Annotated in this window: 10 protein-coding genes and 1 pseudogene; 2 read left to right on the top strand and 9 right to left on the bottom strand. The window is 66.7% G+C overall.

What is annotated here, in order from left to right; all coding sequences use genetic code 11:
* Positions 1–357: 357 nt before the first annotated feature.
* The 8 genes from hslU to dapF all read right to left on the bottom strand — a co-directional run bounded on the left by hslU (position 358) and on the right by dapF (position 9,187).
* Positions 358–1,677, bottom strand: a complete 1,320-nt coding sequence (gene hslU, locus V8Z74_RS11380; protein ID WP_349709345.1) for an ATP-dependent protease ATPase subunit HslU — start codon at positions 1,675–1,677, stop codon at positions 358–360.
* 78 nt (positions 1,678–1,755) lie between these two features.
* Complete coding sequence (gene hslV / locus V8Z74_RS11375) at positions 1,756–2,301, bottom strand: ATP-dependent protease subunit HslV (RefSeq protein WP_066482812.1); 546 nt, start codon at positions 2,299–2,301, stop codon at positions 1,756–1,758.
* A gap of 139 nt (positions 2,302–2,440) precedes the next feature.
* Positions 2,441–4,183, bottom strand: coding sequence for an STAS domain-containing protein (locus V8Z74_RS11370; protein ID WP_349709344.1), 1,743 nt, complete (start codon positions 4,181–4,183; stop codon positions 2,441–2,443).
* Positions 4,184–4,230: 47 nt separating this feature from the next.
* On the bottom strand, positions 4,231–4,983 hold the full coding sequence (gene dksA / locus V8Z74_RS11365; protein WP_349709445.1) for an RNA polymerase-binding protein DksA: 753 nt from the start codon (positions 4,981–4,983) through the stop codon (positions 4,231–4,233).
* A gap of 248 nt (positions 4,984–5,231) precedes the next feature.
* Positions 5,232–6,338, bottom strand: coding sequence for a CobW family GTP-binding protein (locus V8Z74_RS11360; RefSeq protein ID WP_349709343.1), 1,107 nt, complete (start codon positions 6,336–6,338; stop codon positions 5,232–5,234).
* A gap of 198 nt (positions 6,339–6,536) precedes the next feature.
* Positions 6,537–7,592: a tyrosine recombinase XerC gene (locus V8Z74_RS11355; RefSeq protein ID WP_349709341.1), complete on the bottom strand. Its 1,056-nt coding sequence runs from the start codon at positions 7,590–7,592 to the stop codon at positions 6,537–6,539.
* Positions 7,593–7,601: 9 nt separating this feature from the next.
* Positions 7,602–8,312, bottom strand: a complete 711-nt coding sequence (locus V8Z74_RS11350) for a DUF484 family protein (protein ID WP_349709340.1) — start codon at positions 8,310–8,312, stop codon at positions 7,602–7,604.
* A complete protein-coding gene (gene dapF / locus V8Z74_RS11345) occupies positions 8,309–9,187 on the bottom strand; it encodes a diaminopimelate epimerase (RefSeq protein WP_349709339.1) in 879 nt (292 codons plus the stop codon). Before dapF ends, V8Z74_RS11350 begins: the two co-directional genes overlap by 4 nt.
* 163 nt (positions 9,188–9,350) lie before the next feature.
* Between dapF and V8Z74_RS11340 the strand changes: the two genes are divergently transcribed.
* A complete protein-coding gene (locus tag V8Z74_RS11340; protein WP_349709337.1) occupies positions 9,351–11,033 on the top strand; it encodes an MBL fold metallo-hydrolase in 1,683 nt (560 codons plus the stop codon).
* 40 nt (positions 11,034–11,073) lie between these two features.
* Positions 11,074–11,845, top strand: a pseudogene (locus V8Z74_RS11335) (pseudouridine synthase).
* A gap of 138 nt (positions 11,846–11,983) precedes the next feature.
* Here V8Z74_RS11335 and V8Z74_RS11330 read toward each other — a convergent pair.
* Positions 11,984–13,690 (bottom strand): tannase/feruloyl esterase family alpha/beta hydrolase, encoded by a 1,707-nt coding sequence (locus tag V8Z74_RS11330; protein ID WP_349709336.1) that lies wholly within the window; start codon positions 13,688–13,690, stop codon positions 11,984–11,986.
* Between the last annotated feature and the right edge of the window lies 1 nt (position 13,691).

Below are 13,691 nucleotides of genomic sequence, written 5' to 3'. Positions count from 1 at the left end.
GGTCAGCCACCCCGGTCGATTGGAGCCATACACGCTCGACCACCGAGATCGTGAAGGCAGTTTTCACCACTTAATTGCACTTTTTTGCACTGTAGCAGCAATTCTAGGCGACTCCAAACCCGCCGGGACAATTATTTGCAATGAAATCAACGACTTAGACGCCACGCAGTCAGGCAGCCGTCAAAAAAAACCCTTCCCCCACAAGCACTTAGCAGAACCTGTGCATGTGGTCTCTCAATAGAAAGACTCAATTGCAACGATTCACTTCACCTTCGGCGGGTTAGACATGCAGCGCTTTTCCTACAAACGCAAACTGCCCGCCAAGGCGGGCAGTCCGGTCCGGGCCAGAGGCCGGAATCAGAGGATGAAGCGTGACAGGTCCTCGTCCTGGCTCAGCATCTGCAGGCGCTGGTCGACATAGGCTGCGTCTATCGTCACGGCCTGGCCGGCAAGTTTGGCCGCGTCGAAGCTGACTTCGTCGAGCAGGCGCTCCATGACGGTGGACAGGCGGCGCGCGCCGATGTTTTCGGTGCGCTCGTTCACCTCGAAGGCAATCGTCGCCAGCCGCGTGATGCCCTCGGGCGTGAACTCCAGCGTCACGCCTTCGGTAGCCAGCAGCGCCTGGTACTGCTTGACCAGGGAGGCGTGAGTCTGCATCAGAATCGCCTCGAAGTCCTGGACCGACAGGGAATCCAGTTCCACGCGAATGGGAAAGCGCCCCTGCAGCTCGGGAATCAGGTCGCTGGGCTTGGACAGATGGAAGGCACCCGAAGCGATGAACAGGATGTGGTCGGTCTTGACCACGCCGTACTTCGTGGAAACGCTGGTGCCCTCCACCAGCGGCAGCAGGTCGCGCTGCACGCCCTGGCGCGAGACGTCGGAGCCGCTGGTCTCCTGGCGCGTGGCCACCTTGTCGATCTCGTCGATGAAGACGATGCCGTTCTGCTCGGCATTGACGATGGCGCGGTTTCTGACATCTTCCTCGTTGACCATCTTGGCCGCTTCCTCGTCGGTCAGCAGCTTCAGCGCCTCGGCAATCCTGAGCTTGCGCGTCTTGCGCTTTTCCTGGCCCAGCTGGCTGAACATGCCGCGCAGCTGCTCGGCCATCTCCTCCATGCCCTGCGGGCCCATGATCTGCACCTGGGGCGGCTGCTCGGCGATGTCGATCTCGATTTCCTTGTCGTCGAGCTGGCCCTCGCGCAGTTTCTTGCGAAAGACCTGGCGCGCCGTGCTGTCGGCCGCAACCTCGCCGGTACGCGCCTGGGGAATCAGCACGTCGAGGATGCGTTCCTCGGCCGCGTCCTCGGCGCGGGCACGCATTTTCTTCATGTCGGATTCGCGCGTCTGCTTGACGGCCACCTCGGCCAGGTCGCGGATGATCGCATCCACGTCCTTGCCCACATAGCCGACTTCGGTGAACTTGGTGGCTTCCACCTTGATGAAGGGCGCATCGGCAAGCTTTGCCAGGCGGCGCGCGATCTCGGTCTTGCCCACGCCCGTGGGGCCGATCATCAGAATGTTCTTGGGCGTGATTTCCTGGCGCAGGCTATCGGCCACCTGCTGGCGGCGCCAGCGGTTGCGCAGCGCGATGGCCACGGCGCGCTTGGCGCCGCCCTGGCCGACGATGTGGTTGTCCAGCTCGGAGACGATCTCCTGGGGAGTCATGGCAGACGACATGGAAAATACTCGATCAAATAAGCCTCTGACGCTTTGCAGACAAGCGAAAGCAGCTATGAATTCAGGACTAAAAGAAGCTTACAGCGTCTCGATGGTGTGGTTCATGTTGGTATAGATGCACAGCTCGCCGGCAATCGCCAGCGACTTGCGCACCACCTCCTCGGCCGACAGCTCGGTGTTGTTGAGCAGCGCCTTGGCCGCCGAGTGCGCATAGGCACCGCCCGAGCCGATGGCCACGATGCCCTGCTCGGGCTCCAGCACATCGCCGTTGCCCGTGATGATCAGCGAGGCCGTGGCATCGGCCACGGCCAGCATGGCTTCCAGGCGGCGCAGCACGCGGTCGGTGCGCCAGTCCTTGGTGAGTTCGATGGCCGCACGCGTCAGGTGGCCCTGGTGCTTTTCCAGCTTGGCCTCGAAGCGCTCGAACAGGGTGAACGCATCGGCCGTGGCGCCGGCAAAGCCGGCCAGCACCTTGCCGTGGTAGAGCTTGCGCACCTTGCGCGCCGTGCCCTTGACGACGATGTTGCCCAATGTGACCTGACCATCACCGCCGATGGCGACCTGTACGCCTTCGGGAGTCTGGCGGCGCACGCTCAAAATGGTGGTGCCGTGAAACTGTTCCATAGAACAGCCAGATGGGGGCCGCCCCATCCTGCCTCAAGAGGCCCGGCAAATTTAATTTGCCGAAAGCACGGGCGCGCTCCAAAGCCGAGAAGGACGGGCAAGCACCGCCCTGGGGGAAGGCGCACGGCGCCCCGGGGGATCAATCTCGCCGTGGAAGCACCTGGGCGTGTTCCTGGATGCCGATCACATTGAAGAACACCGCCACCAGCTGGTGCAGCTGGCTCAGCTGCAGCACATGGCCCAGCGACTGCATGGCCGAAGCCCAGTTCAGCACCGAGCCGGCTGCCGCGAAGTCCATGCGCACCAGATGCCTGCAGTCGATCACCACGGTCTCGCCGAGTACGGCCTTTTCCTGGATCGATGCCAGCCAGGGCAGGGCATCGCCTTCGATGACGCCCTGCAGCGCAAACTGCGGTGCCCGCTCGCGCCACAGCACATCGGGCGGCAGGGTGTCCTCGAACGCCTGCGGCGCTGCCAGCGCCAGCGCCTGCCCCTCCAGCAGGGACTGGCAGACCGGATCGCTCCAGGAAGGCGGCGACAGTTCGTAGGTCACGCAGTATTCGAGGGCTACCAGCTCGAAATCATCCGGCAGGTTCATCAGGCGCAGCACGGCCAGGCGCAGATGCCACCAGCCGCTGTCCACCTCGCCAGCCAGCGAGGGCGTGCTGCGCGCCAGCAGGTCCAGCAGCACCTGTGCCCTGCCGAAAACAAACTGGCCGGGCGCATCGGCCCACCGGTGCGCCAGGGCTTCGAGGGCCGGCACGGCTTCGGGCGCAATCGCCTCCAGCGCGCCCCAGTCCAGGCTCCAGGGCCCGGCCGTGCGCGCCTGCATCGCCTGCAGGCCGGCCACGCCCTGCGCGGTCAGCTGGGCCGGCGCGCTCCAGCGCGCACACCGGTCCTCGGCCGGTGCCGTGTCCGTGGTGCGCAGCCCGCCATCTTCCAGCGGCATGGCAAACCACTGCGGGGCCGAGCGCCCGAAGCGGCTTGCAAAATCGATGGCTGCCTGCTCGAATTCGGCCTGCCAGCCTGCGGCACGGTACAGGTCCAGCAAAGCCAGCCAGACCGGCAGCTGCGCGGGCACGTCGTGCGCGCGGCGCCGGATCAGCTCCTGCAGGCTGGCCCGGGCAGATTCTGTGTCTCCGTTGGCGAAGACAATGGCCGGCTCCTCCAAGTCCACATCGTGCTCGAAGCGGACAAAGGACGGAGGGACCATGCCCGCCTCGGCCGGCGCGGACACTTCGGTCGGCGCGAACGCCGGTGCAAAATCGGTTTCCCCGGCCAGGCCCTGCATGCCCATCAGCGCGGGCGACAGCTTGGGAGGCAGGGGGCGGGTCATGCCGAAGGCGGTGCCCATGCCCCGGGTCGCCACCTCTTCGGGCACCACATCGCTGAGCAGGGGCAGCGTGCTGCCCGGTGGAGGTGCGTGGAAGGAGGATGGCGCCGGATTGCCGCCGTCGGGCAGCCGCATCGGCATGGTGGTGGCATCGGCGCTTTGCTTGCCACGCCACCACTGCTGGGACATCTGGGCCTCGATCTCGTCGATCTTGCGCAACGTCACGGCGCGCTCGCCGGGGTGGGAGCTGCTGTGCAGACTCTGCAGAAAAGACGAAACCGGCACCGCAGGGGTGCCGGATACGGAAGCCGGGCGCGCGCTCTGGGCCAGCTGGGACTGGCGCAACTTGCGCAGCTGGTCGAACTCGCGCTTGCGCGCAAAGTCGTTCTGGCGCTTGCGCTCCAGCATTTCCTTGAGCGCCTGCTTGCTGTACTGGCTCTCTGGCTCGTCGTCGAGAGTATCCAGATCAGACCAGTTGACCGTCGGATGGCGCACAAAGCGCACCACCTTGGAAAGCAACCGGTTCGATCGAGTCTCTTCTTTGGCCATGGTCAGTCCACTATGGCGCAGCCCCCAGGGGCTGCGCCTGATGCATCTCAATCCCCGTACATCTTCTGCTTGAGTTCGCGGCGCTGCTGGGCTTCCAGCGACAGCGTGGCCGTGGGGCGGGCCAGCAGGCGGCCGACGCCGATGGGCTCGCCGGTCTCGTCGCAGTAACCGTAGTCGCCGGCGTCGATGCGGGCGATGGACTGGTCGATCTTCTTGAGCAGCTTGCGCTCGCGGTCGCGCGTGCGCAGCTCCAGCGCATGCTCTTCCTCGATGGTGGCGCGGTCGGCGGGATCGGGCACCACCACGGTGTCTTCACGCAGGTTTTCCGCGGTTTCGCCCGCGTTCTCGTGCATGTCGTTCTTCAGGGCAACCAGCTTGCGGCGGAAGAAAGCCAGCTGCACGTCGTTCATGTAGTCGTCGTCGGACATGGCCAGCACGTCGGCATCCGTCAGCTCTTCCACCGATTTGGTCTTCCAAGCATTGGCCAGCTTGGGATCTTTCTTCGTCGCAGCTTGCTTTGTGATGGGCATAGTTTTCGTATCGCTAATAGTGTCCGGTCCAACGCCTGTGGACGAGGCCATGGATGGTACTGTCAATCGGGACTGCTGTGCGAAATGCGTTGCAGGGCGCTTGGGTATGGACAAGGCGGAACAATTCCGCTGCGCTGCAGGCGCCAGGTCCGGCGCTGCCGGGCCTGCGTCCGCCAAAGAGGTCCGGAGACTGCGAAGATGGACGGCCCACGCGGGCGCCCAGGGCCGGTATGGCGGCCTTGGCGCTCCTGGGCTTGTAGTGGCATCCAGCGCTCACGTCCTGTCTCCTCACAGCACTGTGATCAAACCAGGACCGGTCTGCTCCGGCCCTCTTTAGGGGCGGCATTGTATCGACGCTTGCTCTCCCCTCCCGCCCGCGTTGTGCATACCCCACAAAACCACGGGTGTGCCCCATCCGGCAATTTAGTGTGCGTCAAACAAAACGGCCTGCATGCAGGCCGTCAGTCAGTGTCAGAAAGCGCCCCGAGCAACGCTCGCATGCTTCTTTTTTCCTGGACTCAGGCCAGGCACTGCTCCAGACCCTGCTGGAAGATATCCTGCGGCAGGTCGATGCCAATGAAGACCATCTTGCTTTCACGCTTTTCGTCCGCGGCCCATTCGGGACCCAGATCGCTGCCCATGAGCTGGTGCACGCCCTGGAAGATCACCTTGCGCTCCGTACCCTTCATGTTGAGCACGCCCTTGTAGCGCAGCATCTTGGGGCCGTAGATGTTCACGATGGCGCCCAGGAAGTCCTCGAGCTTGGCCGGATCGAAGGGCCGGGGGGCGCGGAAGACGAAGCTCTTCACATCGTCGTCGTGGTGATGGTGGTGGGGATGGCTGCAATGCTCGCCATGCTCGTGGTCATGGTGGTCGTGGCCGCAGTGCTCGTCATGCTGGTGGCCATGGTCATGATCGTGATCGCAGTGGCCGTGCTCATGGTCGCAGTGGCTGTGGTCATGCTCGTCTTCATTGAGGAAGTCGGGGTCGATGTCCAGCTTGGCATTGAGGTTGAAGCCACGCAGGTCGAACACATCCTTGAGCGGCACGTCGCCGAAATGCACGGCCGTGATGGGCGCGCGCGGGTTCATGTGCTTGAGGCGGTGGATCAGCGCGTTCTTTTCGGCCTCGGTCACCAGGTCGGTCTTGGACAGGAAGATCTGGTCGGCAAAGCCCACCTGGCGGCGTGCCTCCTGGCGGTCGTCGAGCTGCTGGTTGGCGTGCTTGGCGTCCACCAGCGTGATGATGGAGTCGATCAGATAGGTTTCGGCGATCTCGTCGTCCATGAAGAAAGTCTGGGCGACGGGGCCGGGATCGGCCAGGCCCGTGGTCTCGATCACGATGCGGTCGAAGTCCACCATGCCCTTGCGCCGCTTGGCAGCCAGCAGCTGCAGGGCTTCGCGCAGGTCCTCGCGGATGGTGCAGCAGATGCAGCCGTTGCTCATCTGCAGGATCTGCTCCTTGGACTCGGTCTTGAGAATGTCGGTGTCGATGTTCTCCTCGCCGAACTCGTTCTCGATCACGGCAATCTTCATGCCGTGGGATTCGTGCAGCACGCGCTTGAGCAGCGTGGTCTTGCCCGAGCCCAGAAAGCCCGTGAGGATGGTGACAGGAATGAGAGCCATGCGTTGAAACCTCTTGCAGCGGCCGGGAGCAAACGCCCGACCCGAAACGTCAAGCTGGGGAGTGTAGCGATGAAATCAAGCCCTCCCTGAGCCGCTGCGCGGCATCCCCGGGGGGACGATGGCCTTTGCCGGGGCCGCCCCTGCGGCGGGGCGGCTCTCTCCGACCTGGGCTGCGCCAGCTTTCCGGGCCGTGGGTATTCAGTCGTCACCGGCCTGATCGGGCGGGTCGCTGGCAGGTCCTTGGGCCGGTGCCTCCTGCCGGTGTGCTCGCGGATGCGCGTTTTCGTAGGCCTGGGCCAGATGCTGGAAATCCAGCCGCGTGTAGACCTGGGTGGTGGAGATGCTGGAATGACCCAGCAGCTCCTGCACGGCGCGCAGGTCGCCGCTGGACTGCAGCATATGACTGGCGAAGGAGTGGCGCAGCACATGCGGGTGCACGCCGGACGCCAGGCCCGCCTGATGGCCGCGCTGGCGCAACCGCGCCCAGACCGACTGGCCCGACAGCCGGACGCCGCGGCGGCCGATGAACAGTGCCGGCTCCTGCCGGGCGGCCAGCTGCGCCGCCCCGGCCAATCCGCTGCTGCGCATGGCCAGCCAGCGCCGCAGAGCCTGCAGCGCCGCCGCGCCCACAGGCACGATACGGCGCTTGCCGCCCTTGCCCTGCACATGGGCGTCGCCGGCTTCCAGGTCGATCCAGCCTCTGCCCTCGGCCTGGGTGCGCTGGTCGGGCCGCACGTCCAGGCCCACCAGTTCGCCTACGCGCAGGCCGCAGCTGTAGAGCAGCTCGGTCATCGCGGCGTCGCGCGCCTCGCTCCACGGATCGGCATCGGCGTTCCGGTAGCTGGCCAGCTGCACGGCGTCGTCCACGCCCAGGGCCTTGGGCAGCGGCTTGGGCACCTTGGGGCCGCGCACGCCTTCGACGGGATTGAACGGCACCAGATCCTGCTGCGCCGCCCAGCGGAAAAAGCTGCGCCAGCCCGACAGGATCAGCGCAATGCCGCGTGCGCTGCGGCCCTGGCTGTGCATCTGGGCCGCAAAGCGGCGGATATGGGCAGGCTGCAGCGCCAGCAGCTCGGCCCCCGCCTCTGCCGCCATGGCCTGAAGCCGGATCAGGTCCAGCGTGTACAGCGTGTGCGTGCGCTGCGCGAGCCGCTTTTGCACGCGCACATGCTCCAGATAGTCCCTGGCAGCCTCTGGCAGGCTTGCCGCCTGCTCCTCGAAGGAGAGCTGTTCAGCCTTGCCAGGCGCCACCATGGACGTGCTTCAGCCGTGAGCCAGGCTCAAGGGCGACAGGCGCATGCGCGACAGCGAGGCGCTGGCCAGCTGGGCGATGCGAGAGAGGAACTCCGTGCCCATGGTGGCCTCGAAGCGCGTGGGATCGGGCGAGCCCAGCACCAGCATGCCGAAGGCATTGGTCGTGCTGTCCATGGCGCCGTCGTGCAGGGTCAGCAGCGCCACCGACTGCACGGAATCAGGCTGGGAAAGCCAGCCCACGGGCTCGAAGCCCATGTTGGGGCCGCAGAACGGCATGGTCAGCGAGGCTGCAAACGCCTTGGCGTCCTCGCTCACGCCCATGGTGTAGACCGAGCCCGAATGCATGCCGGCCACGTTCCACAGGCGCAGCGCCACCTGCGGGATGTCGAAGACGCGCTGCAGGCTGGCCGTCGCCGCATGCGGCAGCTCGCGCAGGTCCTGCACCTTGGCCAGCGCGCAGCCCCATTGCTGGATCTTGTTGGCGATGCTGGTGTTTTCGCTGCCGTGGCGCATCATGTCGATGATGCGGTGCTCCAGCACCTTGATCTTCTCGCGCAGCATCTCGGCCTGGCGCTCCTGCAGGCTCACCGCGCGCGGGCCGTGGCTGCTGACCAGCTGCACGCCGGCCAGCAGTTCGGCATGGCGCTCGAAAAACTCGGGGTTCTGATACAGATAGTCGGCAATCGCGTCTTCGGTCAGGGCTGTGTCGGTAGTGCTCATAGCGTCTCGGGAATTTCGATCTGTCCTTCAAAAACGAATTCTGCCGGGCCTGTCATGCGAACGCTGTCGCCGGCGCCGCCCGCCCATTCGATGGTCAGCAGGCCTCCGTGAGTGTGGACATGAACGCGCGCATCCAGCAGGCCCCAGCCGATGCCGGCCACCACGGCGGCACAGGCGCCGGTGCCGCAGGCCAATGTCTCGCCGGCGCCGCGCTCGTACACGCGCAGCCTGATCTCGCCGCGGTTCACGATCTGCATGAAGCCGGCATTCACGCGCTGGGGAAAGCGTGTGTGCTTTTCTATCAGCGGGCCCCAGGCGGCCACGGGCGCCTGCTCCACATCATCCACCAGCTGCACGGCGTGCGGATTGCCCATGGAAACGGGCGCTATCCATACCGTAGCTGCCGACGCAGAGCCATCCAGTGCCAGCGGCCATTTTTGTGTTGTACCCAGAGCTTCGGGAGCCAGCCCCCGGATATCGAAGGGCACCTTGGCCGGCTCCAGCTCGGGGCGGCCCATGTCCACGGTCACGCGGCCGTCGGCATGCAGCTCGGGCGCGATCACGCCGGACAGCGTCTGCACGCGGATCACGCGCTTGCCGGTCAATCCCTTGTCATGCACGTAGCGCGCAAAGCAGCGCGCGCCATTGCCGCATTGCTCCACCTCGCCACCGTCGGCATTGTGGATCACGTACTCGAAGTCCACGCCCTCCGAGGGTGCGGGGCGTACGGTCAGTATCTGGTCGGCCCCGACGCCGAAATGGCGATTGGCCAGATAGCGGTACTGCGCGGCGGTCAGGCCTAGGCGTGCCCGGGTTTCATCGAGCACGACAAAGTCGTTGCCCGCGCCCTGCATCTTGGTAAAGCGGATCTGCATGATGGCGCCCATTATCCTACCGAGCCGGCCTGGCCGCAGCCGGGTCGCGCCGGCGGCCGGGCGCCGCCGCGGCCTAGTGATTTCCCGCAGTTGCCCTCTGGTATGCGGCCCGCGCTGTCCAGCCCGCTACAGGAAGGCCGTGGCGCCTGCCCATAATGGGCGCATGACCCGCACCAGCCAGCTTCTGCATCCGCAAGTCCAGCCCGTAGAACCCCGCCACGCCTCCACCGTCCTGCTGCTGCGCGACTGCGCCGACGGCAACGGCTTCGAGGTGCTGATGACCCGGCGCTCGGAACAGGCCAGCTTTGCCTCCAGCGCCTATGTGTTCCCGGGCGGCGGCATCGAGGAACAGGACGCCACGGCGGCCGCCCATGCGCTGGCCCGCGCACGCGCTGCGCAGCGGCAGACGCCAGGCGCGCTGCGCGTGACCCAGGCCCTGGCCGGCCTGCGCGAAACCTTCGAGGAACTGGGTATTTTGCTGGCCAATGACGCTGCCGGCCGCCCCGTGGCTCCCGCCGAGGTCGCGCAGCTCGACCGCCACGCCCCGCTGTACGAGCAATGCCGCGCACGCGGCTGGCAGCTGGCCGTGGACCAGCTCTGGTATCTGGCGCACTGGACGGCCGACCGCACCCTGCCCAAGCGCTTCAGCGTGCCGTTCTTCGTGGCGCGCATGCCCGAGGGGCAGATTCCCGAAGCCGACGGCACCGAGCAGTTCGAGCCGACCTGGATCCGCCCCCAGGACGCCGTGCAGCGCTTCGAGGCCAGGACCCTGAGCCTGCTGTTTCCCACGCTGCGCACGCTGCAGCACCTGGGCCGCTACGCCAACACCGACGCCGTGCTCGCCGCGCTGCAGGGCGAGCAGCCGCTGTGGCAAAGCTGCCCGCGCACCGGCTTTGTCGACGGCCGGGAAAAGCGCCATATGGAAAGCGACATGGCCTATGGCGAGCTGGAGCTGGTCTGCCCCGACGGCCAGGTGTCGCACCACCTGGACTGGCAGTCCGAACGCGCCGTGCCGCTGCGCAGGAACCTGCTGCGCCTCACCGCGCCCAACCCCGGCACGATGACGGGACCGGGCACCAACAGCTATCTGGTCGGCGATGCGGCCACGGGCTTCATCGCCATCGATCCCGGCCCCGACGAGCCCGCGCACCTGCAGCGGCTGTTCGAGGCTGCCGGCGGCGACATCCGCTATATCGTCTGCACCCATTCCCATCCCGACCATTCGCCGGGCGCCGCGCCGCTGCAGGCCATGGTGGAACAGGCAGGCCGCGCCCGGCCGCCTGTCATGGGCCTGCCCTCGGCGCCCACGGCGCGCGCCAACAGCCGCTTCAAGCCCGACATCACGCTACGCGATGGAGAGCGCATCGCGCTTGCCGGACAAGGGCCGGAGGGCAAAACAACGCATACGCTGCAGGCCGTGTTCACGCCCGGCCACGCGGCCAACCACCTGTGCTTCGTGCTGGAGGAGGACGGGCTGCTGTTCAGCGGCGACCACATCCTCAACGGTAGCACCACCATCATCAACCCGCCGGACGGCAACATGCTGGACTACCTGGATTCGCTGGACCGGCTCGACGCACTGTGCGCCGCCCAGGACATTGAGTACATCCTGCCCGCCCACGGCCATGTGCTGGGCAATGCGCGCCAGGCCATCGCCCGACTCAAGGCCCACCGGCTCGCGCGCGAGGCCAAGGTGCTCGCGGCCATGCGCGCCAGGCCCGACGGCAGCATCCAGGACTGGGTGGCCCTGGCCTATGCCGATACGCCCGAGGCGCTGTGGCCGATTGCCGAACGCTCTCTGCTGGCCCATGTGGAGCGTATCCAGACCCTGTGCCTGGGAGGCTGATGTACGGACGGCGGGCGCCAACTCCGGCTAAGCTCGCGGCATGTCTGAAATCGAAAGCATCCGGCTGGCCAAGCGCCTGGCCGAACAACAACAATGCTCGCGCCGCGAAGCCGAGCTGCTGATCGTCGCCGGCCATGTGCGCGTGGACGGCGAACTCGTGCAACTGCCCGAAACCCGCGTCCTGCCCGCGCAGGTCATCACCGTGGACCAGGGTGCCAGGCCCGATGCCGTCCCCCCCCGTCACCCTGCTGCTGCACAAGCCGGCCGGCTACACCCAGTGGCCCCAGGCGCAGCCCGGGCGCAATGCGCCCCGCAACGCGCCGCCCAGCGCCTACGATCTGCTCAAGCCTGAAAACCTGGCCGAGGTGGACACGCCCCACCCCATCAAGGTGCTGCAGCAGCACTTTCGCCAGTTGCAGGCCTTCCTGCCGATTCCGGTGCCGGCCAGCGGCCTGGTCGTTTTCACGCAGGACAAGCGCGTGGCCCGCAAGCTGGCCGAGGAAGGCCAGTGGCTGGAGCAGGAATGCATCGCGGGAGTGGAGGGCAGGATCGCCGACGGCGGCCTGGAGCTGCTCCAATCGGGCCTGCCCGTCCGCGGCAGCCGCCGCATGCCGCCGTGCAAGGTGAGCTGGCAGAACGAGCGCCACCTGCGCTTTGCGCTCAAGGGCATAGCCCCGGAGGAAATCGAGTCCATGTGCGCCGCCGTGGGCCTGACCGTGGTCAGCCTGCGCCGCCTGCGCATAGGGCGCGTGAGCCTGGCGCAGGTGCCCGAGGGACAGTGGCGCTACCTGATGCCCTGGGAGAGGTTCTAGGCCGGGGTAGCTTGCGGCTTTCCTGCCAGCGCCCGGGAAGCCGGCATCGTTGCCGAACCGGAATGGCGGAGGATCAAGCCGGCCCCATGGCGACCGGCCGCCGCGTATCCACCATGGGCACGCGACAAGTCCGCGTCGTCATTCGGCAGAGCAGACAAAGCTGCCGGCATCTTCCACGCTGCCCGATCCTTTGTACCTGGCGAACCTGGGATAAGCACACAGGGGACGCGTACGGTTGGGATGGTCGGCCTGGGTCGGCAAGGCTCGGGCCGCGATCGTGTCGGGGGCGATGCCCTTTTCCACCCAGTCCACCATGGCCTGTATCGAGTCGAAATTGTCCGTGGCCGGACCGCCCGAGCAATGGTTCATGCCCGGCACCAGAAAGGCCCGCGCGAACTCCTGCGTGCTGGCGATGCCGCCATGGTTGGCCGCCAGCCGCTCGTAATAGTCCACCGTGTCGTTGGCCGAGAAGATGGGGTCCGACATGCCGTGGATGAGCAGCAGCTTGCCGCCGTGCTGGCGAAAGGCCGTGAGCCTGTCGTCGGCATAGGTGTCGTACATGGCCGAGTAGGCGGCCATGCGCGCGGGGTCGGTGTCGAAGTTGAAGCCCAGGGGATCGAAGCCGGGCTGCGGCGGCGTGAAGAACTCGTTGGCCAGCGCATCCGCCATGAGGGTGATGTAGCGTGCATCGGGCGTGGCCGTGGGGGAGCTGCCCAGGGTCCAGGCACGCCAGCCTGGCGCGGCCAGGCCCGGGTCCCAGGGCTGGCCCGCATACAGCGCCTGCCCCTCCGAGTTGCGCGGGCCGGCGAACACCTGGCCCAGCGCGTCCACCTGCTCGGCCGAAAGGCAGTCCGCAGCCTTGGCGCCGCTGCACTGCAGCACGGCGGGATCGAAGCGGCAGGCCCGCGTGTTGTTCACCATGCCGTCGGCCACGCCGTCGGCCGCGTCGCAGGACGACTTCACGGCCTCGGCCACCAGGTTCAGGTCGGCGTTGCTGAAGGCCTTCGAAAGAATGCGCGCACCTGATTCATCCCGGGGCGCGATGGCGTTGAACCGACTCACATTCCACATGGCGGCCACCGTGGCGCCGCTGGACACGCGCATGGCCGGAGCACCGGCCGTGATGGCGTCGAAGTAGTCGGGAAAGCGCTGCGAGAACATCATGCCCTGGCGCCCGCCGCCCGAGCAGCCCGAGAAATATGAGTGCTCGGGCTTGCGGCCGTAGTGCGCCGCGATCAGCGACTTGGCCGTGACCGCCGTCCTGTCGTAGGAGTTGTAGGCGTGGTCGATGCGCGCCTGCGGATCGGCGCCGAAACTCGCCGTGGTTCCGCTGTGGCCGGCATCGGTGGAGACCACGGCAAAGCCCTGCCCCAGCGGAGAAGGCGTGCCGCCCGAGATGCTGGAGCTCAGCGAGGTATCGCGCAGGATGCCGTCGTTGCCGCCACCGCCCAGGAACAGGAAGCGTCCGTTCCAGTCATCCGGCAGGCTGAGCTCGAAGCCGATGGCGTAGGGCTTTCCATCCACGCCCACACGCGGATTGATGCTGCCTGTCACCACGCAATGGCCCGGCAGGAAGTCGCCCGTGGCGGCACCACCAGGGCGCCGGGTGCCGGCGGCCACATAGCGGGCGCTCAGCGTGGTCTTCTCCAGCCTGGCTGTGTCGGCCAGCTGGGTGCAGGCGGCCGCATAGGCACCATGGGCCGGCGGCCATGCGGGGCCGGCCGCGGCATCGCCGGCGCCATCGCTGCCACCGCAGGCGGCCAGCGCCAGCAGGGCCGCGGCAGGCCAGGCGCCGCAGGTCAGTACATGGCGTGCATGCTGGCGCAAGGGTCGGGTGGTGGACATG

Origin of the sequence: Comamonas sp. w2-DMI, from assembly GCF_040187735.1 — a bacterium.
GTDB classification, from domain to species: domain Bacteria; phylum Pseudomonadota; class Gammaproteobacteria; order Burkholderiales; family Burkholderiaceae_C; genus Comamonas; species Comamonas terrae.
The sequence above is the reverse complement of the archived record's forward strand: the minus strand, read 5'-3'. Positions and strand labels throughout refer to the sequence as shown.